The sequence below is a fragment of the Serinicoccus sediminis genome (assembly GCF_004153545.1).
GTDB lineage: Bacteria > Actinomycetota > Actinomycetes > Actinomycetales > Dermatophilaceae > Ornithinicoccus > Ornithinicoccus sediminis_A.
Map to the genome: position 1 here is coordinate 23,105 of NZ_SDVA01000005.1, position 23,484 is coordinate 46,588.

Here is a 23,484-nt window from a genome sequence, read left to right on the forward strand (position 1 = left end):
CCATGGCCACCCACACCACCCGCATCATCATGAACGGCGTGACCGGCCGGATGGGCTACCGGCAGCACCTCGTCCGCTCGATCCTGGCCATCCGGGACGCCGGAGGGGTGGAGCTGCCCTCCGGGGACCGCATCCAGGTCGAACCGGTCCTCGTCGGCCGCAACGCCGAGAAGCTGGAGGAGCTGGCCCGGCGGCACGACGTCGCCGACTGGACCACCGACCTGGACGCGGCGCTGGCCGACGAGACCGCCACCGTCTACTTCGACGCCCAGGTCACGAGCGAGCGCAAGGGCGCCATCCTGCGGGCGATCGCGGCGGGCAAGCACATCTACACCGAGAAGCCCATCGCCGAGACGGTCGGCGACGGCCAGGAGATGGTGGACGCCGCGGCGCAGGCCGGGGTCATCAACGGGGTGGTCCACGACAAGCTGTACCTGCCCGGCCTCATCAAGCTCAAGCGGCTCATCGACTCCGGCTTCTTCGGCAGCATCCTGTCGGTGCGGGGCGAGTTCGGCTACTGGGTCTTCGAGGGCGACGTGCAGCCCGCCCAGCGACCCAGCTGGAACTACCGCGCCGAGGACGGCGGCGGGATGGTCCTCGACATGTTCTGCCACTGGAACTACGTGCTGGAGAACCTCTTCGGCGCGGTCGAGTCGGTCACCGCCCGGGCCGTCACCCACATCCCGACGCGGTGGGACGAGCAGGGCCGGGAGTACCGCGCCACCGCGGACGACGCGGCCTACGCGATCTTCGAGCTGGCGGGCGGGGTCATCGCCCAGGTCAACTCCTCCTGGGCGGTGCGCGTCGACCGGGGCGAGCTGGTCGAGTTCCAGGTGGACGGGACCCGTGGCTCGGCGGTGGCCGGGCTCTTCGGCTGCCGGATCCAGCCGGCCGTCAGCACCCCGAAGCCCGTCTGGAACCCGGACCTGCCGACCGAGGAGGACTTCCGGGCGCAGTGGGCCCAGATCCCCGACAACACCGAGTTCGGCAACGGCTTCCGGGCGCAGTGGGAGCAGTTCCTCACCGACGTGCACGCCGGCCGCCCGCACCCCTACGACTTCGCGGCCGGGGTGAGGGGGCTGCAGCTCGTCGAGGCCGGCCTGCGCTCCTCCGCCGAGCGGCGCAGCATCGACATGACGGAGGTCGCAGCGGCCTCCGTGGAGCCGGCGGCGGCCGAGCAGCCCGCGCAGGCCGCCGGGCAGCCCGCGCCGGCGACGGAGCGGCAGCGCGCCACGGAGCCGGTCGGATGAGCACCGCCACCGTCACGGGTGCCGCCGGCACCTCCACCTCCGGTGCGGTGTCGCTGCCCGCGGCCGACGGCACGTGGCGCACCGTGCACCTGCACGAACCCCGGAGGTGGGAGGAGCACCCGCAGCCCTACACCAGCCGGGTGGCGTTCGCGGCCGCCCACGTGGTCGCCGATCCCTTCGGGGACAACACCCCCGGGGCGCCGGCCCGCGTCGACTGGGACGCCACCCTGGCCTTCCGCCGCGGGCTGTTCCGCCACGGCTTCGGCGTGGCCGAGGCGATGGACACGGCGCAGCGCAACATGGGCCTCGACTGGGCCGCGGTGCAGGAGCTGGTCACCCGCAGCGCGGCCCAGGCACAGGAGCTGGGGGCGCGCATCGCCTCCGGCGCCGGCACCGACCACGCGCCCGGGGCCACCAGCCTGGGCGCGGTGCGGGACGCATACCTCGAGCAGGTGGACTTCGTCCAGGGCACCGGGTCGCAGGTCATCGTCATGGCCTCGCGGCAGCTGGCGGCCGCCGCCGAGGGGGAGGCCGACTACCGCAGCGTCCTGGACCCGGTGCTGGACCGTGCGGAGGAGCCGGTGATCCTGCACTGGCTGGGCGAGATGTTCGACCCGGCCCTGGCCGGCTACTGGGGCAGCCACGACATCCCCGGCGCGACCGAGGCGTTCCTGCGCCTCGTCCACGACCGCGCCGACGTCGTCGACGGCGTCAAGGTGTCGCTGCTGTCGGCGGAGCACGAGGTCGGTCTGCGGGCCGCGCTCCCCGAGGGGGTGCGCCTCTACACCGGTGACGACTTCAACTACCCCGAGCTCATCCGGGGCGACGGCACGCACCACTCCGACGCCCTGCTCGGCGCCTTCGCCGCCATCGCGCCCGCCGCGTCCGCCGCCCTCACGGCGCTGGACCGGGGGGACCTCGACACCTACGACGCGGAGATGGCACCGACCCTCGCGCTGTCCCGGCACATCTTCGAGCGACCCACGTTCCACTACAAGACCGGCATCGCCTTCCTGTCCTGGTTGACCGGGCAGCAGCCCGGCTTCGTCATGGTCGGCGGGCTGCAGTCGGCCCGCAGCGCGGTGCATCTGGCGACCCTCTTCGAGCTCGCCGACCAGGCGCGGCTGCTCCCGGACCCCGACCTCGCGGCGCACCGCATGCGGACGTGGCTGACCGGTGCGGGGCTGACGCCGTGAGCGTGGCGCAGGAGCAGACCCGGCCGCTGGACGTCCCCTCCGGACGGGCCGCCTCCGTCGCGACCCCCGGCCCCGACGACCCCCGGCTGGCGCGGCTGTCGCTCAACCAGCGCACCTGTGCCCACTGGTCGTTGCGCGAGGCGATCGACGGCTGCGTCGCCGCGGGACTGCCCTCCATCGGCGTCTGGCGCGAGCCGGTGGCCGAGGTGGGCCTGGACACGGCCGTGCGGTGGGTCCGGGACGCGGGGCTGCGCGTCTCCTCGGTCTGTCGCGGGGGCTTCTTCACCGGGGCCGACCCGGCCGAGGTCGCCGCCGCCCACGAGGCCAACGTGGAGGCGGTCCGGGAGACCGCGGCGCTCGGTGCCGCGACCCTGGTCCTCGTGCCCGGCGGCCTGCCCGAGGGCGACAAGGACCTCGGCGCCGCCCGCGCGCGGGCCGCAGAGGCCATCACCGCCCTGGCTCCGGTGGCGGCCGAGCACGGGGTTCGGCTCGGCATCGAGCCCATGCACCCGATCTTCGCCGCCGACCGCGGCGTCGTGTCCACGCTGGCCCAGGCCCTCGACATCGCCGAGGAGTTCGACCCCGCGACCGTCGGCGTGGTCGTGGACACCTTCCACCTGTGGTGGGAACCGGGCGTCGAGCAGCAGGTCGCCCGCGCCGGCCCGCGCATCGTGAGCTACCAGGTCTGCGACTGGATCACGCCGTTCCCCGCGGACGCGCTGCTCAGCCGGGGGATGATGGGCGACGGGCACATCGACTTCCCGACGTTCACCCGGTGGGTCCGCGACGCCGGCTACACGGGCGACGTGGAGGTGGAGATCTTCCACGCCGACGTCTGGGCCGCCCCCGGCGCGGACGTGGTGGCGACCCTGGCGCGGCGCTACGTCGAGCTCGTGCAGCCCTACCTCTGAGGGCCGCCACGGCGTATCTGGTGGCGTCCTCCCCGCTCCTCCCACCATGCACCGGCGCAGGGGCCGGTGCGCACCAGGAGGAGAACACCCATGTCACACGACGACATCAACCCGCACGAGCCGGTGGCCCCGGAGGCCGAGCCGGTCGACGAGATCGGCACCGAGGAGCTGACCGAGGACCCCGGGACCGGTGACGGGGCCGAGGGGCACGCAGTGGCCGGCCTCGACGTCGAGCCGGTCGCGGCGTCCATGGTCGAGGCGCTCGGCGCCATGGACCAGGCCCCGGACACCTCGGGCCTGCGACCCGTCGGGGAGGCCACCTACGGCCCGCCCGTCGACGCGGAGACCGTCCAGGGCCCGGACAACCGGGTCCAGATCACCACGACCGGCAGCTACCCGTGGCGCGTCCACTGCTCGCTGCTCATCACGGCCAACGACGGCTCGGGCTGGATCGGGACCGGGTGGTTCAACGGACCGAGGAGCATCATCACCGCCGGGCACTGCGTCTTCATCCACGCCCCCGGCACCCAGCGGCACGGCTGGGTGCGCAGCATCGAGGTCATGCCCGGGCGCAACGGCGCGAGCCTGCCCTACGGGAAGTTCCTCGTGCCCCGCGCCCAGCTGCGCAGCGTGCACGGCTGGACCACCGGCCCGGACCACGAGTACGACTACGGGGCCCTGCTCCTGACCGAGCCCAAGGGCGACGCCACGGGGTGGCTCGGCTTCGCCAACTGGTCGGACGCGACGATCGAGGGCAAGAGCCTCAACCTGTCCGGGTACCCGGGCGACAAGCCGTCGGGCACCCAGTGGTACCACTGGAGCGGCGTCGCCGCGCTCAGCCCGCGCAAGGTCTACTACACCCTGGACACCGCCGGCGGCCAGAGCGGCAGCGGGGTCTACGTCTTCCACGACGGGGGCCGGTATGCCGTGGCCGTCCACGCCTACGGCGGGGCCAGCAGCAACAGCGGCACCCGGATCAACAAGCCGGTGTTCGACAACCTCAAGCTCTGGAAGGGCTGAGCCACCGCACCGGGCCGAGCCCGCCCTCCCCGGCGTCGTCGCCCGACGCCGGGGAGGCGCCTGCCGGCCCCGAGCGACCGGCGAGGCCCGCGGCTGCGGGCCGGTGCCTCAGGGCTGGTCGACGACGAACCCGGCGGATCGGCGGTCGTCGGCGAAGCCGGTGACCGTCCCGCTCTCCCAGTCCACCGCGAGCGCCTGGACCGACCCGAAGTCGGCGCGCCGCGCCGGGTCCGCGACGTCCACGGCATACCCCAGGGAGCGCAGCTCGTCGGCGAGGCGGGGCTCCTCGAGCCGCAGCCGGCCGTCGCTGAGGAGGAACCGCCCGGCGGGCACGGCCTGGTCAAGGGGCTGGTCGTGCAGGGCCCACCTGAGCACCACCGAGGCGGTGGTGCTGGGGATCTGCCGCCCGCCGGGGGTGCCCACGACGAGCAGCGGCCGGTAGTCCTGGTCGACCAGCATCGAGGGCGCGCTCCACGACACCGAACGCCGGCCGGGCTCGGGCTCGTTGGCGTCGGACACCCCGATGGCGAAGAACCGCGACAGCTGGTCGTTGAGGAAGTACCCGTCGAGGTAGCGCCCGCTGCCCCAGAAGCTGGTGAGGGTGTTGGTCATCGAGACGCCGACGCCGTCCTCGTCGACCACGGAGATGTGGGTGGTGTTCGGCGCGCTGTCGTAGGGGTCGGCGACGGCCGCGACGCCACCGTCCTCGTCGAAGACGTCGGCGGCCAGCGCCGCGTTCGTCTCCCGGTCGGTGATGCGGTCCAGCGGCACGTCCACGAACGCCGGGTCCCCCAGGTCCTCCTGCACCGTCCGGTCGGCCACGAGCCACGCCTGGGACAGCAGGTCGACGAACGCGGCGCTGTCGGGGCCGACGTCGCCGATGCCGCCGGCCTCGGCGACCTGCGCCATCTGCACGATCGCGGCACCCGGCAGGGGTGGGGCCCCGGACAGGAGGATGTCCTGCCCCAGCTCGCCCGCCGCGGGCGCGGACACCTGCAGGTCGTAGTCCTGCAGCGTGTCGGCGTCCAGCCCCGGGACCCGGGCGACCCGCTCGGACAGGGACCCGGTGTAGAAGGACGACGCGCCCTCCTGCGCCAGCGTCCGCATGGTCGCGGCGAGGTCGGTCTGGACGAGGAGGTCCCCGGCCTCGAGCGGCGCCCCGCCGGACCGGAAGTGCGGCAGGTCGCCGGTGGCCGCCTCGCCGTTGGGGGTCCGCAGCGCCGCGGCGACGAAGTCCGACACCGGGTGCCCGTCCTCGGCGACGGTGATGGCCGGCTCCAGCAGCACCTCCCAGGGGAGCTCGCCGTGCTCCTCGTGGAGCCGCTGCATCCCGGCGACGAAGCCAGGGACGCCGACACCGTCCTCCGGGACCTCACCCTGCGCGTTGACCACCTCGCGGTAGTCGTAGTTGACCGCCTCGCCGTCGGCCGCGACGATCGCGACGCCCCCGCCGCCGATCCCGGACGACGACGGCTGCGTCACCGCGTCGGTGAACGCCGCCGCGATCGCGGCGTCCACCGCCGACCCGCCCCTCTCGAGCATCTGCATCCCCGCCTCCGCGGCCAGGGGGTGCCCGGCGCTGACCCCGCGGGCGCCCAGTGCGGGCTCCGGGGGCGGTTCCGGCGCGGTGGTGGTCGGCGCGGGGTCGGGGGGAGGGGCGGCCGTGGTCGTGGCGCTCGCGTCGTCCTCCGCGGGCGCGGACGAGGTGGCCACCGGCTCGTCCGCCACGATGGGCTCGGGCTCCGGCACCTGGTCGCCGCCGCTGCAGGCGGCCAGGGCGAACGCCACCAGGGCCACGGTCAGGGTATGTCGAGGGGTCATGGCAGGCGCTCCTGCGAGGGTCGGCGGGTGGGTGCGGTCGGTCGCAGCCACGGCGTGCGGAGCAGCCGCTCCAGGGGACCGCTCCTGCCGTCGCGCTGCCACAGCACGGCGAGGGCGAGCAGGCCGGCCCACAGCGCGGTGGCGGTGAGCACGCCGGTGACGAACGGGAAGCCCTCCTCGGGCTTGACGACGGCCAGGACCAGGACGTGCAGGACGTAGAGGGTCAGCGCCATCGTGCCGCCATCGGCCAGCCACCGGCTGACGGGGCCGCGCAGGCCCCAGTGCAGGCAGGCGCCCACGACGAAGCAGGCGCCGGCCGTCGCGCTGACGATCCACAGCGGCATCTGGCCGTGCCCGACCCCGGTGAGGATGCGGGTCCAGCCGACGTCCGCCTCCGGACCGAGGGCGGAGTAGGCGAGGTCGGCCACGATGAAGCTGGCGAGGGCGGTGACCGCTCCCCACAGCATGAGCCGCCGCTGCACGAGGGGGTCTGCCAGGGCGGTGCGCGACAGCCACAGCCCGACGAGGAACGGCACCGACCAGCTGGCGAGTGGGTAGGGACCGGCGATGAGCAGGGAGTGGACGACCTCGTCCCGCGGGGTCAGCAGGCTGACCGCCCCGGCGGCGTGCCCGTGCACCTCGAGGTCGTGCCACACGATCCAGAGCGGACCCGCCACCGTGAGCACTCCGGCCACGAGCAGCAGCCGCCGGGACGGCAGCCGCCACGCCAGCGGGGCGAGGAGGAACAGCAGGGCGTAGGTGGTGAGGATGACGCTGACGCTGCGGGTGAGCGTCTGCAGCGCGAGGCCGAGGACGAGGAGCAGGACGATGCGCCAGGACAGCTCGCGCCACCGGCGCGTCCCGGTGCGGCTGCGCAGGAAGAAGCCCATGCCGATCCCGGCGATGGTGACGAAGAGGACGGACGCCCGGCCGTAGGGGAGCAGGTAGAGCCGCTGCAGCAGCGAGTCGACCTGGATCGGGCCGACGTTGACGACGATCATCCCGACGATGGCCAGGCCGCGGGCGACGTCCAGGCCGTGCAGCCGTGCGGGACGGCTGGTCGGGCCAGGCTCAGCAGTGGTCATCGGCGTCCCGGGTGGAGGGCGGAGGATGAGCCGCCGGGGCGGACCCGTCGGCGCAGGGCCTCCAGTCTACGGCCCGGGGGGTCCACGCCCCGCAGGTCCGGGCCCCGGGCGGTGACTCCTCAGAGCTCGGGCGGGGCCTCGAACAGGTCGACCCGCGCCGGCGCGAGGATGGAGCGGGAGACGTTCTTGAAGTCGAAGCGGTCCAGGATCCGGGCGGCGTCCTCGTCGCTGAGGTCGTAGGCGTGGGCGAGCATCCGCACGTGCTCGGTGTAGAACGCGTGCAGCTTGTCGACGCCCTTGATGAACTCCAGCTCCTTGGCCACCGAAGGACCGTAACGACGCCACCTTGCCGCGGGGTGGACACGACATGAACGTTGGTCGCGCGCCGCGACTGGACACCGGCCGCCCCGGTGCAGTGGGGTAGGTCGGGTGACGTCCCTGCTGCACCTGCGCGCCTCCGGCACCTCCCTCGTCCTCGACCTCACAGGCGGTCTGCTCCCGGTGGTCCGCCACTGGGGCGCCGACGTGGGCGACCTCGACGGGCCCGACCTGGAGGCGCTGGCGGCCGCCGGGCAGGTCGCCCGCGGCGACAGCCCGTTCGACCTCGCGGACCAGGTGAGCATCCTGCCCGAGCACGCCCGGGCCTGGCTCGGTCGTCCCGGCGTCGAGGGGTCGCGGCAGGGGCGGGACTGGTCACCGGTGTTCCGCACCGACGGGCCCGCCGAGGTGACCACCGGGTCGGACGGCACGCAACGGGTCGTCGTCCGCGCGGCCGACGCGACGGCATACCTCGCCGTCGTGCTCGAGCTCGAGCTGCACCCGGGCGGGCTGCTGCGCACCCGGGCCACCCTCACCAACACCGGGGAGGAGGCGTATGACGTCGGCGCCGTCCGTCTCGCCCTGCCGGTGCCCGAGCGCGCCGGGGAGCTGCTCGACTTCGCCGGGCGGCACACCATGGAGCGGGTGCCGCAGCGCCAGCCCTTCGGCATCGGCGTCCACAGCAGGGAGGTCCGCACCGGCCGCACCGGCCTCGACGCGGTGCACCTGCTGTGCGCCGGGGAGCCGGGCTTCGGGTTCGGGCACGGGCAGGTCTGGGCGGTGCACCTGGGGTGGAGCGGCAACCAGACGACCTACGCCGAGCGGCTCTTCAACGGCTCGCGCGTGCTCGGGTCGGGGGAGCGGCTGGAGCACGGCGAGGTGCGGCTCGGCGGGGGCGAGCAGCTGACCTCCCCGTGGCTGTACGCCGCGCACGGCACCGGTCTCGACGAGGTCGCAGCCCGGTTCCACGCGTGGCTGCGCAGCCGGGCCCACCACCCCACGCGGCCGCGCCCGGTCACGGTGAACAACTGGGAGGCGACCTACTTCGACCACGACCTCGACCGCCTGAAGGACCTCGTCGACCGGGGGGCGCGGGTCGGTGCCGAGCGTTTCGTGCTCGACGACGGCTGGTTCGGCGGCCGCCGGGACGACACCTCCGGCCTGGGCGACTGGGTGGTCTCCCCGGACGTCTGGCCGCAGGGGCTGGACCCGCTCGTCGAGCACGTGCACGCCGCCGGGATGGAGTTCGGGCTGTGGGTCGAACCGGAGATGGTGAGCCTGGACTCCGACCTGGCCCGCGCGCACCCGGAGTGGATCTTCTCCGCCGGTGGCCGCCGCGGGCTGGAGTCGCGGCAGCAGCACGTGCTCGACCTCGGGCACGAGGGTGCCTACGCGCACGTCCGCGACCAGCTGCTGGCGCTGCTGGAGCGCTACGACATCGCCTACCTCAAGTGGGACCACAACCGCTACCTCAACGACGCCGGCCACACCCCGGGCGGCGAACCGGGGGTGCGGGCGCACACGCTGGCGGTCTACCGGCTCATGGACGAGCTGCTCGCCGCCCACCCGGGCCTGGAGATCGAGTCCTGCTCGGCCGGTGGAGGACGCGTCGACCTGGGCATCCTGGAGCGGACGGTGCGGGTGTGGGCCTCGGACTGCATCGACCCGCTGGAACGGCAGCAGATCCAGCGCGGCACCCTGCTCCTGCTGCCGCCCGAGCTGGTCGGGACGCACATCGCCTCCGGCCGGTCGCACACCACCGGCCGCCGGCACGACCTCGACTTCCGGGCCGGGACCGCGCTGTGGGGGCACCTCGGCATCGAGTGGGACCTGGCCACCTGCACCGACGCCGAGCTGGCCGAGCTGTCCGCCTGGGTGGACTTCCACCGCGCCCACCGAGAGCTGCTGCATACCGGCAGGGTCGTCAACGGCGACCACCACGACGACGCGACCTGGGTCCACGGGACGGTGGCGCAGGACCGCTCGCAGGCCCTGTTCCAGGTCGTCGCCATGGCGCGCCCGGACACCACCGGCCCGCACCGGGTGCGGCTGCCCGGTCTCGACCCCGACCTGCGCTACCGGGTGACAGTGGAGCGTCCGGGCCAGGAGCCGTTGCGCCCCGGGCCGGGTGTGGTGCCGTGGGCCGTGGACGGGGTCGTCCTCCCGGGCCGGGTCCTGGCGGAGGTCGGTCTGCCGATGCAGCCGATGCTCCCGGAGCACGGCCAGGTCTGGCGGGTGGCCCGGGCGTAGGCTGGCCGGATGGCATCAGCACCGGGAGGCACCTGGGCCGGCAACCTCGCCTACTCGGCGCGTGAGCTGGTCGAACCCACGAGCACGGACGAGCTGGCCGAGGTCATGGCCCGGGTCGACCGGGCCCGGCTGCTGGGTTCCCGGCACTCCTTCAACCGCGTCGCCGACACCACCGGCACCCTCGTCGGGCTGGGCCGGATGCCGGCCGAGCTCGAGGTCGACGCGGACCGTCGGGTCGCCCGGGTGAGCGCCGGCTCGACCTACGGCGAGGTGGCGCCGCGCCTGCACGAGCAGGGGTGGGCGCTGCCCGCGATGGCCTCGCTGCCGCACATCACCGTCGGGGGAGCGGTCGCGACCGGCAGCCACGGCTCCGGCGACGGCATCGGCTCCCTCGCCGACGGTGTCGGCGCCGTGGAGCTCGTCACGACCGGGGGAGAGCTGGTCCGGCTCGAGCGGGGCCACGACGACTTCGGCGGGGCCGTCGTGTCGCTGGGGATGCTCGGTGCGGTCACCACCCTCGAGCTGGACGTCGAACCCACCTACGAGGTCGCCCAGACGGTCTACGAGGGTCTCACCTGGGACCGGGCCGTGGAGGACCTGGCCGCGGTCACCGGGCTGGGCACGAGCGTGTCGGTCTTCACCGACTGGCGGGACCCGGACCGGGCCACGCAGGTCTGGGTCAAGGACCGGGTGGACGAGCCCCGCGCCGGTGACCCGACCGCCCTGGGCCTGAGCCCGGCGGACGGGCCGCGACACATGCTCCCCGGGGGGTCGACCGAGCACTGCACCCGGCAGGGAGGTGTGCCCGGACCCTGGTGGGACCGGCTGCCGCACTTCCGGACCGGGTTCACCCCCTCGGCCGGTGACGAGCTGCAGTCCGAGTGGCTGGTGCCGTTGCGCGAGGCCGTGCCGGCGCTGACCTGGCTGCGGGCGATGGCTGCCGACCTGGCCGGGCTGGCGCTGGTGTGCGAGATGCGCACCGTCTCCCGCGGAGGGCAGTGGCTCGACCTGGTGCCGGAGGACAGCGTCGCCCTGCACTTCACCTGGCAGCCGCGGCAGCAGGACGTGGAGGCGCTGATCCCGCGGATCGAGGAGGGCCTGACCCCGCTGGGCGCGAGGCCGCACTGGGGCAAGCTCTTCGACGAGGACGCCCTGGCCCGGCGCCTCGACGACGCCTTCCCGCAGCACGGGCGGATGCGCGCGCTGCGCGCCCGTCTCGATCCTCGCGGGGCGCTGCGCAACGACTTCCTGGAGAGGGTGGGACTGTGACGCACGAGGTGACGTGGTCGCCGGCGGTGACCGACGCGGAGGTCGAGCCGCACCTGCGGGCGGCCTTCGCCCGGGAGTTCGGGGGTGCCCCGGACGGGGTGTGGGCGGCACCCGGGCGGGTCAACCTCATCGGGGAGCACACCGACTACAACGGCGGGTGGTGCCTGCCGTTCGCCCTCGCGCACCGCACGTTCTGCGCGGTCCGGGCGCGCCCGGACGGGCGGCTGCGGGTCGCGTCGAGGCAGGCGCCCGACCAGGCCTGGGAGGGCGAGATCGAGCAGGTGGCCCCGGGCGCTCCTGGCGGCTGGGTGGCCTACGTCGCCGGTGTCGTCGCGATCCTCGCCGAGGGGCCCGCGGCGGGGCCGATGGGGGCCGACATCCTCGTCGACGGCCGCGTGCCGCTGGGGGCTGGCCTGTCCTCCTCGGCCGCGCTCTCCTGCTCGAGCGCGGTCGCGCTGGTCGACCTCGTGCCGGGCCTGGCAGGGGTCGACCGGGCCGCTCTCGCCGAGGTCTGCGTGCGCGCCGAGAACGACTACGCCGGCGCCGCCACCGGGGGGATGGACCAGACGGTGTCCCTGCGTGCCGAGGACGGGCACGCGCTGCTCATCGACTGCAGCGACTTCTCGCTCACCGCGGTCCCCTGGACGCTGCCCGAGCACGAGGTCCTGGTCATCGACACGCGGGCCCACCACAGCCTCGCCGACGGGCAGTACGCCGCCCGCCGCGACGCCTGCGAGCGGGCCTGCCGGAGCCTCGGCGTCGACAGCCTGCGCGAGCTGCACGGAGCCGACGTGGACGAGGTGCTGGGCCGCCTGGGCGGGGACGCCGAGGCGCAGCGCCGGGTGCGGCACGTGCTCACCGAGAACGTCCGGGTGCTCGATCTCGTCGCGGCGCTGGAGGCGCAGGACGCCGAGGAGGCGGGCCGGCTCATGGTGGCCTCCCACGTGTCGCTGCGGGACGACTACGAGGTCTCCTGCCGCGAGCTCGACGTCGCCGTCGACGCCGCCCTCGGCGCAGGTGCTGCCGGCGCCCGGATGACCGGGGGCGGCTTCGGCGGCTCCGCGCTCGCCCTGGTCCGCCGCGACCAGGTGGACGGGGTGGCGCGGGCCGTGCACGAGGCCTTCCTCGCCGAGGGGCTGGAGGCCCCGCACCTCCTGCGGGCCACGCCGAGCGCCCCGGCGCACCGGCTCCCCTGACCCGGCCCGGCCCCATACCCACCGAGCGCCGTGAATGGTTGTCCCTATAGCCACCGAGCGCCGTGAATGGTTGCTCTCGGGGTCACCGGGCGCCGTGAATGGTTGCTTTGAGGGTCACCGAGCGCCGTGAATGGTTGTTTACGGCGTTGACCGGGCGATGTGTTGGGTGGTGCGCGGTCGATGTCCCGCCACAGACGGCGTCTATCAGGTGGTGTAGCAACCATTCGCGGCGCTCGGTGGGTGGTGTGGCAACCATTCGCGGCGCTCGGTGGGTGGTGTGGCAACCATTCGCGGCGCTCGGTGGGTGGCGTAAACAACCATTCGCGGCGCTCGGTGGGTGGCGTGGCAACCATTCGTGGCGCTTGGTGGGTGGCGTCGCAACCATTCGCGGCGCTCGGTGGGGGGAGTGTGCGGAGGGGTCAGGCGCGGGTGACGAGGGCGGCGGCCTGGCGGGCGATCTCCCACTCCTCGGCCGTCGGTATGACGTAGGCCGCGACGCTGCTGTCCGCGGCAGTGATGAGGGTCTCGCCGTCGGCGGAGTCGTTGGCGGGTGCGTCGAGGAGCACGCCGAAGCCGGCCAGCCGGTCCAGGACGGCCGCGCGCAGCTCGGCGTTGTTCTCGCCCACCCCGGCGGTGAAGGCGATCGCGTCCAGCCGGCCGAGCACCGCGGCGAAGGCCCCGACGTAGCGCAGCAGCCGGTGGACGACCACCTCGAAGGCGAGCGTCGCGGCCGGGTCGCCCTCCGCGCGGCGGCGCATCACGCCACGGAAGTCGGCCGAGCCGGTCAGCCCGAGCAGCCCGGACTCCTTGGACAGCGCGCGCTCGACGTCCTCCGTCGACAGACCGGCCACCCGCCCGAGGTGGCCGGCGACGCCCGGGTCGAGGTCACCGGGGCGGGTGCCCATGACGAGCCCCTCGAGCGGGGTCATCCCCATCGAGGTGTCGACGCTGCGGCCGCCGTCGACGGCGGCCGCGCTGGCGCCGTTGCCCAGGTGCAGCACCACGCAGCGCACCTCCTCGAGCGGGCGCCCCAGGAGGGCGGCGACGCGGCGCGACACGTAGGCGTGCGAGGTGCCGTGGAACCCGTAGCGCCGCACCCGGTGCTCCTCGCGCCACGCCCGGGGCACGGCGTAGGTCGCGGCGGCCTCCGGCATGCCCTGGTGGAAAGCGGTGTCGAAGACGGCGACCTGCGGAACGTCCGGGAAGGCCTCCTGGGTGGCGGCGATCCCCGCGAGGTTGCCGGGGTTGTGCAGCGGCGCCAGGGGCACCAGGCGCTCGACCGCGGCGAGCACCTCGGGGGTGATGAGCGTCGGCTCGGCGAACTCGGCACCCCCGTGGACGACCCGGTGGCCCACGGCCAGCAGGTCGACGTCGGTGAGCCGGGGGCCGTGCTCCTGGAAGGCGCGGGTCGCCAGCTGCAGCGCCGCCGCGTGGTCGGGGACGTCGAGCACCTGCTCATGGGTCGTGCCGGCGACGGTATGGTGCGCCACCCCGTCGGGCAGGCCGATGCGCTCGATCAGCCCCCTGGCCTGGGAGACGCCGGTCCCGGGGTCGAGCAGCTCGTACTTCACCGACGAGGAGCCGGCGTTGACCACGAGCACGACCGGGTCGCCCGAGCCCGGCGAGCCCGAGCCCGGGTCGCCTGTCCCCCGCGCGCCTCCACCCGGCCTCTGCCCAGCACGGCCCCCGTCACTGCCCCCGGCGCGCGCCTGCGCCTCCTCCCCGCTCACCGGCCGGCCCCCGCCTGGATCCCGGTGATGGCGACGGTGTTGATGATGTCGCGCACGGTCGCCCCCCGTGACAGGTCGTTGACCGGGGCGTTGAGGCCCTGCAGCACCGGCCCCACGGCCACCGCGGCGGCGGAGCGCTGCACCGCCTTGTAGGTGTTGTTGCCGGTGTTGAGGTCGGGGAAGACCAGCACCGTGGCCTGGCCGGCGACGGGGGAGTCCTGGAGCTTGGTGGCGGCGACGGAGGGGTCGACAGCCGCGTCGTACTGGATCGGGCCCTCCACCAGCAGCGACGGCTGCCGCTCGCGGACCAGGTCGGTCGCCGCGCGCACCTTGTCGACGTCGGCGCCGCTGCCCGACCCGCCGGTGCTGTAGGACAGCATCGCCACCCGCGGCTCGACGCCGAACTGCTCGGCGGTCGCGGCCGAGGAGATGGCGATGTCGGCCAGCTGCTCGGCGTCCGGGTCGGGGTTGATCGCGCAGTCGCCGTAGACGAGGACCTTGTCGGCCAGGCACATGAAGAAGACCGAGCTGACGACGGAGACGCCGGGGGAGGTGCGGATGACCTCGAGCGCCGGCCGGATGGTGTGCGCGGTGGTGGTGATCGACCCGGAGACCATGCCGTCGGCCCGCCCGGTCTTGACCATCAGGGTGCCGAAGTAGGCCGGGTCGGTGACGATGTCCTGCGCCTGCTCCAGGGTGACGCCCTTGTGCGCCCGCAGCTCGGCATACGTCCGTGCGAAGTCCTCGCGCCACGGGCTGGTCAGCGGGTCGACGACCTCGGCGGCGTCCAGCCGCAGGCCGAGCGCCGCGGCCCGCTCGCGGACCCGGGGCTCGTCGCCGAGCAGGGTGAGCCGCGCGACGCCACGGGCCAGGACGGTGTCGGCGGCCCGCAGGATCCGGTCCTCCCCGCCCTCGGGGAGCACGACGTGGGCGCCGACCTCCCGCGCCCGGGCCATGATCTCGTGCTCGAACATCAGGGGGGTGACGACGGTGGACCTGCGTCCGGGTTGGTCGCCGACGGGCACGAGCTGCGCGACGTCGACGTGCTCCTGGGCCAGCGACCGGGCGTGCTCGATCTTGCGCAGGGATCGGGGGGTGATCCGCCCGACGACGTCGTGCATGGTCATCGCGGTGCGCATGGTGCCGCCCTCGCAGCCGATGATCGGCAGCTCCACCGCGAGGCCCTCGACCAGCCGCGACACCTGCTCGCTGGGGCGCAGCCCGCCGTTGAGGACGATCGCGCCGAGCGAGGGGAAGGTCGAGGACCGGTGGGCCAGGATCGCGCCGAGCAGGACGTCCTCCCGGTCGCCCGGGCAGATGAGGACGGTGCCCTCGCGGAGCCGGTCGAGCACGTTGGGCATGGTCATGGCGGCCACGATGAGCCCGGTGACCTCGCGCTCGAGCAGGGCCTCGTCACCGGCCCGCAGGACGCCGTCGGTGGCGGCCATGAGGTCGCCCACGGTGGGGGCGGAGAGCAGCGGGTCGGCCGGCATGGTGAGCAGGGTCGCGTCGGAGCCGGTCTCCTCCAGCTGCTCGGCCACGGCGGCCCGCACCTCGGCCACGTCCCCGTCGACCCGGTTGGCCAGGACGCCGGCGACCGCCGCGTGCCGGCTCAGCGCCTCCTGCACCGCGACGGCTGCGGCGGTGGCGGTGTCCTCGGCGGTGCGGTCGGCGGCCGGGATGATGAGCAGCATGGGGGCGCCGAGGTGCGCCGCGATCCCGGCGTTCGTGGAGAACTCGGTGGGCGCGGCCACCCCGGTGTAGTCCGAGCCCACCACGAGCACCCGCTCGTGGTCCGCGGCATACCGGTGGAAGCGGTCGACGATGTCCCCGACGGCCGCCTCGTGCTGGTGGTGCAGCTCGTCGTAGGTGACCCCGACCGCGTCCTCGATCGCCGACGCGGAGGTCGACAGCGGGTGCAGCAGGTGCAGCAGCGGGTCGTGCGCGCGGTCCTGGACGACGGGGCGGAAGACGCCCACCCGGCCCCCCAGCGCGCACAGCTGGGCGAGGAGACCGACCGCGACGGCCGACTTGCCGGAGCGGGGCTCGGCGGACGCGACATACAGGGAGGTGCTCACGGAACCCACGATAGCCACGGCTTACGCTGCGTCCATGGACACGTCGAGCTCGTTGACCGCTGCCGGTGGACTCTCCGCGGTGCGCGTGTGGGTGGATGGCGCCCTCGTCGGGCCGGAGGGGACGGTGCGGGCGCTGGACCACGGCATCACCGTCGGCGACGGGGTGTTCGAGACCTGCAAGGTCGTCGACGGCGAGGTCTTCGCGCTCACCCGGCACCACGACCGGATGGACCGTTCGCTGGCGGCGCTGGGTCTGGAGCCGCTGGACCGCGAGCGTGTCGGCGAGGGCATCGCCGCGGTGCTGGCGGAGGGAGGTATGCCGTTCGGCCGGCTGCGCTACACCGTCACCGCCGGGCTCGGGCCGCTCGGCAGCGACCGGGTCGAGGGGGCCGCGACGTATGTCGTCACGGCCGTGGAGCAGGAGCCGCTGGGCCCGACGACCTCGGCGCTCGTGGTGCCGTGGACCCGCAACGAACGGGGCGCGCTCACCGGGGTGAAGTCGACGTCCTACGCGGAGAACGTCGTGGCGCTCGCGGCGGCCAAGGCCCGCGGGCACTCCGAGGCGATCCTGGCCAACAGCGCCGGCCTGCTGTGCGAGGGCACCGGCACCAACGTCTTCGTCGTGACCGACGGCACGGTGCGCACCCCCGATCTGGGGTCCGGGCCGCTGGCCGGCGTGACCCGCGGGCTGGTCGTCGAGTGGCTGCGGGAGGACGGTATCGAGGTCGTGGAGGAGCCGCTGCCGCTGTCGGTGCTCGCCGAGGCCGACGAGGTCTGGCTGTCCAGCAGCATCCGGGACGTCACCGCGCTGCACCGGCTCGACGTGCACGACCCGGTGCTGCTGACCAACGGCAGGGAGCTCTCCGTGCCGGGACTGGTGCCGCGTGACCTGGGGGAGCAGCCGGGCCCGGTGGCGCGGCGGGCGCAGCAGATCTTCGCCGAGCGAGCCGCCCGGAGCATGGACCCCTGACGCTGCTCTCGTAGGGAACCGGGCACCTGCGCCGCACCGCGGTCAGGGGCGCGGACGGATCGCCGGGCCTGACGTATACCTGTCGGGACTTTGCCAAGTCTTGACTCGTAAGCCCTTACATCGCGGGTGCTGAGGTGGCTATGTTCGAGAGAGGACGCCAACGACGGCGTCCGTCCCTCTCTCAAGGAGTAGACGTATGCGTCCTGCTGGAAAGCGCGCCCTGGCCCTGATCGGCACCGGTGTCATGGCCCTGTCCATGGTCGGAGCCACCGGTGCGGGCGCCTCGCCCGGGAACGGCGAGGGCAAGAGTCAGGACAAGGCCGTGGCCAAGCACGCAGCCGCCACCTCGAAGGCCGCGCAGGCCGAGGTGCGGGCCTACTGGACCCCGGAGCGGATGAAGAACGCCATCCCCCGTGAGATGGCCAAGCCGGACGGCAAGGGCAAGCCCGGCGGGTCCGCCGCATCCGCGAAGGCCGTCCAGGTCCCGACCCAGCCCGAGCTGGGCAAGGTCTTCTTCACCATGGGCGGCGCCAACTACGTGTGCTCGGGGACCGCGACGGACAGCGTGAACGGCGACGTCGTCACGACGGCCGGGCACTGCCTCAACGAGGGCCCGGGCGCCTACGCCACCAACTTCGCCTTCGTCCCGGCCTACGACAACGGGGTCCGGCCCTACGGCACCTGGGTGGCCGAGTCGCTGGTCGCGCCCTCCTCGTGGGTCAACAGCGGCGACTTCAACCACGACGTGGGCTTTGCCGTCATGGCCGAGCAGGGCGGCCAGAGCCTGACCGACGTGACGGGTGACTACCCGATCGGCTTCAACAAGGGCTACGGCCTGACCTTCGACGCCTTCGGCTACCCGGCCGCCACGCCCTACGACGGCCAGGAGCTGTGGCGGTGCTCCGGCGTGGCCGGGCAGGACACCCGCGGCACCACCGACCACCGGCTGCCGTGCTCGATGACCGGCGGCTCCAGCGGCGGCGGCTGGATCACCGGCGGTGTGCTGAACTCGGTGAACTCGTTCGGCTACCGCGGGGAGAAGGACGTCATGTACGGCCCCTACTTCGGTGACGTCGAGCAGCAGGTCTACACCAGCGCCAGCAACAGCTGAGGCGATTTCGTCGCTCGGGCACGGGGAGGCTAGACTTCCTCCTCGTGCCCGAGGGCACGTCCGGACGTGTAGCTCAGTTGGTTAGAGCGTTCGCTTCACACGCGAGAGGTCAGGGGTTCGAGTCCCTTCACGTCCACCGCCCCCGAGGCCCTTGAGCTGCAGAGATGCTACTCAGGGGCCTTTTCCGTGCGGGTATGCGCCATGGGCCCGGCTCAGATCCCTGGACCTGCGTCACCGACGGTGCCACCATGGATCATGGACCGCAAGAGGATGTGGTGCCGCATCGTCGGGCACAGGTACCGGCACAAGCACATCGACGGAGTCGAGGTGCTCTGGTGCCGGCGCTGCGCCCACATCGCCCCCTCCCGGACAACTACGTCGCGGGCAAGATGATGTGACTCCGCCCCGGCCCCCATGAACAGAACCGTCGGGGTCGGACACGTTGACCTCCGCAGACGTCGCGGCAGGCCGCGTCACCGCGCGTATGCGGTCGCGGCCCTGTCGAAAAGGGGTAGCACCCGTCTGCGCGCGACGACATCCTCGGGGGTATGCCCGCTCCCGCACCCACCGAACCCCACCGGCTGCCCGGCGGCCTGACGCTGCGTCAGGCCGGGCCGGCCGACCTCGACCAGATCGGCGCCCTGCTCACCGCCCGTGGCGAGCAGGCTGACGCCGAGGACCACCGCCTCGTCGTCGAGGACCCGGCGGCGGGCTGGGAGAGCTGCGCTGTCGTCGTGGACGGGGACCGGGTGGTCTCCACCGCGACCCTGCTCGACGAGGAGCTCGAGCTGGCCGTCCCCGGCCGTCAGGAGCCGGTGCGACTCCCGGCCGGGCAGGTCGAGCTGGTGGCGACCGACCCCGCCTTCGAGGGTCGCGGGCTGGTCCGCGAGCTCATGGGCTGGGCGCACCGGCGCAGCGCGGCCCGCGGTCACCTGCTGCAGGTGATGATCGGCATCCCCTACTTCTACCGGCTGTTCGGCTACTCCTACGCGATCGACATCCCCGCCCACCGGCCGCTGTCGCGGCCGCCGGTGCCGGACGCCCTGGAAGGTCACGTGGTCCGACCCGCGACCACGGCGGACCTGTCGGAGGTGGAGCGGTTGCAGGGTCTCGCGCAACGGGTCTCAGATCTGCGTATGCCGCACTCCCCGCCCCGGTGGCAGTGGCTGCTCGACCGGCACGGCAGTACCACCTGGGTGGTGGAGCGACCGGCCGCGGGCGCACCTGCCCAGGTCGTCGCCACCGGCCGCACCACGGCACCGGAGGACGAGCCGGTGCTCGCCGAGCTGGCCGCCACCGACCGTGCCGCGGCGCTGGCCATGGTCGCGCACGCGCACCAGTGCGCCGCCGCGGTCGACGACCCCTCGCCGCTCGTCGTCTGGGACAGACCGGGGACGGTCACCGGGGACGTGGTCGACGCGGTCTGCGGCCCGGCCCCGACCCAGGCCGAGCAGTACTACGTGCGGATCCCCGACGGGGTGAGGCTGCTGGACGAGCTGCGCCCGGTGCTCCAGGCCCGCCTCGCCGCCTCGTCGGTGGAGGCACCGGACGAGGTCGTGCTGTCCACCTTCCGCAGTCACGTGCGGATGCCGGTCGTGGGCGGGCGGCTCGGACCCCCGCGGGCCGGCGGCACCATGCAGAGCCCGGGGGTCCACGGTGGGGCCGGCGTGGCGCCGGACCAGCTCGGCCCGCTCCTGCTGGGTCCGCACGGCATGGTCGGCCTCAGCCGGCGCCATCCCGACGTCTACCCCGGTCCGCACGCCGACCTCATGGCCGCACTCTTCCCCCCGGTCTCCGCGGACCTGCTGACGTACTACCTGCCCTGACCCAACAGCTCCCTGTCGATCGGGCGTCTGTCGTGTTCAGCGGGCCTCTCAGATGAGCTCGACGCGGTCGGCCTGCGGGCCGCGGTCGCTCTGGCGCACCTGGTAGCGGACCCGGTCGCCGGGGTAGAGCTCCTCCTCCCCACGCAGGACCGAGACGTGGACGAAGAGGTCCGCGCCGCCCGTGTCGGGGGTGATGAAGCCGAATCCCCGCTCCGGGTCGTACCGGGCGACCACTCCCTGGCCACCCCGTGCGGAGGTTTCCGGCGTGCCCCGTCCACCGCTGCCGGAGCGGGGTCGAGAGGTGCTGGGCCGACCGCGCGGTGTCGAGGGGCGGGCGAGGCGCGTGTCGCGAGCCTGCGGGCCCCTGTCGCCGTCCACGACGTCGTAGGTCACCCGGTCACCCTCGTCGAGCCCCTCCAGCCCGCCGGCGAGGGACCGGGCGTGGACGAACACGTCGGGGCCGCCGGAGTCCGGGGTGATGAAGCCGAAGCCCTTGTCAGGGTCGTACCAGGACACGGTGCCGTCCGCCCCGTCCGACGCCGCGGGCTGAGACGCACCGCCCTGATCACCCAGGGGGAGCAGGTGGTCGGCCTGCGGACCCTTGGGCCCGTCGACGACGAGGAACGCCACCCGCTGGCCGTCCGACACGACGCCGCCCCCCACGATGGCCGAGCTGTGCAGGAAGATCTCGTCACCGCCGTCGTCCGGCGTGATGAAGCCATAGCCCTTGGACGGTTCGTACCAGGAGACGGTCCCGAGCACGCCCAGGAGCGTGTCGGCGGGCTGGTCGGCCGTGACCCGGACGCCGCGCGCTTGCGGGCCGCGGTCGCCCTCACCGATCTCGAACTCGACGACCTGCCCCTCGCGGAGCATCTTCATCGCGTCGTCGCTGATGATCTCGGACGCATGGACGTAGAGGTCCTCCGCCTCGTCCTCGAGGGCGATGAAGCCGAACCCGCGGTCGGCATCGAACCAGCGGACGGTTCCTTCGGTCACGGTTGACTCCTTCTCGCGGTAACGGTCGGTGCTCCCTCCAGTGTCCCGTACGCAGGGCGACCCGGTCGCCCGGGTGGGCGTGGCACAGTCACCATCATGACCTCGTCGGAGCACGGACAGCACGCACCGACCCTGCGGACGGCCCGTCTCCTGCTGCGCCCGTGGCGGCCGAGCGAGGCGTCGGTGATGCACGAGCTGTGGTCCGAGAGGGACCCGCGCGTGCCTCCGCACCGGCGCATCAGCGCCGACGGGCGTCCGACCGTCGCGGAGCTGGCCGAGTCGATCCGCTCCCACCCGCCCGCCTCGGTGGGTCTGCTCGCGATCGAGGTGCTGGGGTCGCGGGACGTCGTCGGTTACTGCGGGCTCGTGGACGGGCGAGCGTTCCCGGGTGAGCCGGAGCTCGCCTTCGAGCTCCTGCGGCGCGCCTGGGGTCAGGGTTTCGCCACCGAGGCGTCGCTCGCCGTGCTGGACCGGGCCAGGTCGTGCGGGCACCAGCGGGTGTGGGCGACGGTGTGGGACTGGAACACCGCTTCTCGACGGGTCCTGGCCAAGCTCGGGTTCCACGAGACCGGGCGGTATGAGGTGCATCCCGACCGTGGGACCACCCTCTTCACGTCCCGACGGCTGTGAGTCCTCGACCGACCCGTGGTGTCGTGGATAGGTTCGTCCTGTGGAGCGACGAGTCGTCCTGGTGCGCGCCGTCAACGTCGGCGGCACCGCGAAGCTGCCGATGGCCCTGTGGCGCGAGCTGGCGGCGTCGTTGGGAGCCACCGACGTCCGCACCTACATCGCCTCGGGCAACATGGTGTGCGCCGTCCCAGGGGAGTCCGACGCCTTCGACCGTGCGTTGGAGCAGGCCGTGCAGGAGAGCTGCGGCTTCTTCCGCGAGGTCGTCAGCCGCAGCCCGGACGAGATGTCTGCTGCCCTGGACAGCCACCCTTTCGAGGTCGTCGACCCCAAGCTGTCCTACGTGTGCTTCCTCCGGGACGAGCCCACCCCTGAGGCCGTCGCGGCCGCACGGGAGCTGCCGACGGGGGAGGACCGCTGGGAGGTGGTGGGGGCCGAGCTGCACCTGCGGTACGCCCAGGGAGCGGGGCGGCCGCAGATGAACGACGCGGCGATCGGCCGGGCGCTCGGGGTGTCCGGGACCTCCCGCAACCTCCGGACGGTGGGCAAGCTCGTCGAGCTGTCGCGGTCCTGAGACACGGTGCGGGCCGCCCGGCCGACGGCTCGCCGCACGTGCGACAGCCCCGGCGGGGCCGGGGCTGTCGTGATGCGGGCTGCGGTGGTCAGTGCAGCGCCGGGGGAGCGGTCCGGGTCCACCACCCGCCGAGTCCGAGGGTGCTCCACGCGGCCGGGATAGCGGCGATCGTCAGCAGCACCAGGGCGCCGGTGAGGTGGTCGTCCAGGAACGGGTTGTTCACCGTGGGGATGGCCGCGCCGTACATGAACAGGTACATCAGCGCGCCTGCCAGGGCGCCCACACGGGCTCCGGCGCCGGTGACGAGCGTCACGCCGATGCCCAGCAGGCCGAGCATGAACAGCCAGTCGATGGCGACCGAGCCGGCCATCCCGTTGTAGAAGCCGGACAGCGGGCCCTCGACGCCGCTGAGGTAGCCGGTGGTGGGGCTGCCGCCGTTGATCCAGGCACGCTCGCCCGGGGTCGCGTAGCCGAGACCGAAGGTCTTGTCGAGGAACGCCCACAGGAAGTAGAAACCGAAGGCGATGCGGGTGATGGCCAGCATCCAGGCGCCTGCCACGGGCAGGACCGCGTGGTCCTGTGCGGTGACCGAGGTGCGGGTGGTGGTGGCCGAAGCTGTGGCGGAGCTCATGATGCCTACTTTCGACGTGTCCAACTGGGTACTACATAGTGTAGCAGTCAGACTACGACGACGTGTAGTGCCTTGAGTGCCCACGTCGACACCTCGGCGGTCAGCGGGGTGCGGGCCATCGCGGGGGCGTCCAGCCACGTCATCCCGTAGGTGTCGGACACCCGCGGCAGGCCGTCCGGGCCGGGCTCCCAGCCGCGCCGCGGGACGGCGAAGTAGATGAGGTCGATGTGCTGGTGCGGCGGGTCCTGCGAGATGTCCTCGACCTGGATCCCCTCGGGGCGCACCAGCTGACGGGGGGAGCCCGGTGCGTCGTGAGGTATGCCGGGGGAGCCGACGAGGTCGACCGCCAGGCCGGTCTCCTCGAGGGTCTCGCGACGCGCCGCGTCGTCCGGCAGCTCGTGCGGCTCGACGTGCCCGCCCGGCGGTAGCCACAGGCCGACCTTGGGATGCGGGTGGAGGAGCACGTGGCTTTCGTGGACCACGAAGACGGCCACGGTGAAGTGCTTGGTGATGCCGTCCGGCGGCTCCCGGTCCTCGACTGCGCCCACGACGAGCACCCTAGGGGCTCCGGTCCACCCCCCTGCGCGGGCGGTCGCGGCCCGCTATCCGGTGCCGGGCCGGGCGG

At 73.6% G+C, this 23,484-nt stretch carries 20 protein-coding genes and 1 tRNA gene; 13 read left to right on the forward strand and 8 right to left on the reverse strand.

What is annotated here, in order from left to right:
- The first annotated feature begins 2 nt into the window (after window positions 1–2).
- From EUS26_RS06005 to EUS26_RS06020, 4 genes are all read left to right on the forward strand, one after another.
- Complete coding sequence (locus EUS26_RS06005) at window positions 3–1,250, forward strand: Gfo/Idh/MocA family protein (protein ID WP_202865067.1); 1,248 nt, start codon at window positions 3–5, stop codon at window positions 1,248–1,250.
- Window positions 1,247–2,446, forward strand: coding sequence for a dihydrodipicolinate synthase family protein (locus tag EUS26_RS06010; protein WP_130012286.1), 1,200 nt, complete (start codon window positions 1,247–1,249; stop codon window positions 2,444–2,446). The genes EUS26_RS06005 and EUS26_RS06010 overlap by 4 nt, the downstream gene beginning before the upstream one ends.
- A gap of 86 nt (window positions 2,447–2,532) precedes the next feature.
- Window positions 2,533–3,357 (forward strand): sugar phosphate isomerase/epimerase family protein, encoded by an 825-nt coding sequence (locus EUS26_RS06015; RefSeq protein WP_130012527.1) that lies wholly within the window; start codon window positions 2,533–2,535, stop codon window positions 3,355–3,357.
- 90 nt (window positions 3,358–3,447) lie between these two features.
- The gene (locus EUS26_RS06020; RefSeq protein ID WP_130012287.1) at window positions 3,448–4,377 is read left to right on the forward strand and encodes a trypsin-like serine peptidase; all 930 of its coding nucleotides are present in this window, start codon (window positions 3,448–3,450) and stop codon (window positions 4,375–4,377) included.
- Window positions 4,378–4,485: 108 nt separating this feature from the next.
- Here EUS26_RS06020 and EUS26_RS06025 read toward each other — a convergent pair whose 3' ends face one another.
- The 3 genes from EUS26_RS06025 to EUS26_RS06035 form a co-directional block, all read right to left on the reverse strand.
- Entirely contained in the window at window positions 4,486–6,198 is a 1,713-nt protein-coding gene (locus EUS26_RS06025; protein WP_130012288.1) for a gamma-glutamyltransferase, read from the reverse strand.
- The gene (locus EUS26_RS06030) at window positions 6,195–7,283 is read right to left on the reverse strand and encodes a DUF418 domain-containing protein (protein ID WP_130012289.1); all 1,089 of its coding nucleotides are present in this window, start codon (window positions 7,281–7,283) and stop codon (window positions 6,195–6,197) included. Before EUS26_RS06030 ends, EUS26_RS06025 begins: the two co-directional genes overlap by 4 nt.
- A gap of 119 nt (window positions 7,284–7,402) precedes the next feature.
- Window positions 7,403–7,606 (reverse strand): hypothetical protein, encoded by a 204-nt coding sequence (locus tag EUS26_RS06035; protein ID WP_130012290.1) that lies wholly within the window; start codon window positions 7,604–7,606, stop codon window positions 7,403–7,405.
- 106 nt (window positions 7,607–7,712) lie between these two features.
- Here EUS26_RS06035 and EUS26_RS06040 point away from each other — a divergent pair, with 106 nt between their 5' ends.
- The 3 genes from EUS26_RS06040 to galK are packed head-to-tail and all read left to right on the forward strand — an operon-like array spanning window position 7,713 to window position 12,316.
- Window positions 7,713–9,851 (forward strand): alpha-galactosidase, encoded by a 2,139-nt coding sequence (locus EUS26_RS06040; protein WP_130012291.1) that lies wholly within the window; start codon window positions 7,713–7,715, stop codon window positions 9,849–9,851.
- A gap of 9 nt (window positions 9,852–9,860) precedes the next feature.
- Entirely contained in the window at window positions 9,861–11,120 is a 1,260-nt protein-coding gene (locus EUS26_RS06045) for an FAD-binding protein (protein WP_130012292.1), read from the forward strand.
- Entirely contained in the window at window positions 11,117–12,316 is a 1,200-nt protein-coding gene (galK, locus tag EUS26_RS06050; RefSeq protein ID WP_238148829.1) for a galactokinase, read from the forward strand. Before EUS26_RS06045 ends, galK begins: the two co-directional genes overlap by 4 nt.
- 419 nt (window positions 12,317–12,735) lie before the next feature.
- Here galK and EUS26_RS06055 read toward each other — a convergent pair whose 3' ends face one another.
- Together EUS26_RS06055 and pta are read right to left on the reverse strand one after the other, a co-directional pair.
- Window positions 12,736–13,917, reverse strand: coding sequence for an acetate/propionate family kinase (locus tag EUS26_RS06055; protein WP_130012293.1), 1,182 nt, complete (start codon window positions 13,915–13,917; stop codon window positions 12,736–12,738).
- 125 nt (window positions 13,918–14,042) lie between these two features.
- Window positions 14,043–16,124, reverse strand: a complete 2,082-nt coding sequence (gene pta / locus EUS26_RS06060; protein WP_130012294.1) for a phosphate acetyltransferase — start codon at window positions 16,122–16,124, stop codon at window positions 14,043–14,045.
- A 34-nt stretch (window positions 16,125–16,158) separates the two neighbouring features.
- Between pta and EUS26_RS06065 the strand changes: the two genes are divergently transcribed.
- From EUS26_RS06065 to EUS26_RS06080, 4 genes are all read left to right on the forward strand, one after another.
- Entirely contained in the window at window positions 16,159–17,094 is a 936-nt protein-coding gene (locus EUS26_RS06065; RefSeq protein ID WP_202865068.1) for an aminotransferase class IV, read from the forward strand.
- 196 nt (window positions 17,095–17,290) lie between these two features.
- Entirely contained in the window at window positions 17,291–18,205 is a 915-nt protein-coding gene (locus EUS26_RS06070) for a trypsin-like serine peptidase (RefSeq protein ID WP_238148830.1), read from the forward strand.
- A gap of 62 nt (window positions 18,206–18,267) precedes the next feature.
- Window positions 18,268–18,341: transfer RNA gene (locus EUS26_RS06075), tRNA-Val, on the forward strand.
- Window positions 18,342–18,753: 412 nt separating this feature from the next.
- Complete coding sequence (locus tag EUS26_RS06080; RefSeq protein WP_130012295.1) at window positions 18,754–20,031, forward strand: GNAT family N-acetyltransferase; 1,278 nt, start codon at window positions 18,754–18,756, stop codon at window positions 20,029–20,031.
- A 48-nt stretch (window positions 20,032–20,079) separates the two neighbouring features.
- On the opposite strand, the gene EUS26_RS06085 is transcribed toward EUS26_RS06080, so the two are convergent.
- Complete coding sequence (locus tag EUS26_RS06085; protein WP_130012296.1) at window positions 20,080–21,027, reverse strand: cold-shock protein; 948 nt, start codon at window positions 21,025–21,027, stop codon at window positions 20,080–20,082.
- 96 nt (window positions 21,028–21,123) lie between these two features.
- Between EUS26_RS06085 and EUS26_RS06090 the strand changes: the two genes are divergently transcribed.
- Both EUS26_RS06090 and EUS26_RS06095 read left to right on the forward strand, forming a co-directional pair.
- Window positions 21,124–21,657: a GNAT family N-acetyltransferase gene (locus EUS26_RS06090; protein WP_130012297.1), complete on the forward strand. Its 534-nt coding sequence runs from the start codon at window positions 21,124–21,126 to the stop codon at window positions 21,655–21,657.
- A 40-nt stretch (window positions 21,658–21,697) separates the two neighbouring features.
- Window positions 21,698–22,228 (forward strand): DUF1697 domain-containing protein, encoded by a 531-nt coding sequence (locus tag EUS26_RS06095; RefSeq protein WP_130012298.1) that lies wholly within the window; start codon window positions 21,698–21,700, stop codon window positions 22,226–22,228.
- An 88-nt stretch (window positions 22,229–22,316) separates the two neighbouring features.
- Here EUS26_RS06095 and EUS26_RS06100 read toward each other — a convergent pair whose 3' ends face one another.
- Both EUS26_RS06100 and EUS26_RS06105 read right to left on the reverse strand, forming a co-directional pair.
- A complete protein-coding gene (locus EUS26_RS06100) occupies window positions 22,317–22,859 on the reverse strand; it encodes a hypothetical protein (RefSeq protein WP_130012299.1) in 543 nt (180 codons plus the stop codon).
- 47 nt (window positions 22,860–22,906) lie between these two features.
- On the reverse strand, window positions 22,907–23,407 hold the full coding sequence (locus EUS26_RS06105) for an NUDIX domain-containing protein (protein WP_165368524.1): 501 nt from the start codon (window positions 23,405–23,407) through the stop codon (window positions 22,907–22,909).
- Window positions 23,408–23,484: the final 77 nt, after the last annotated feature.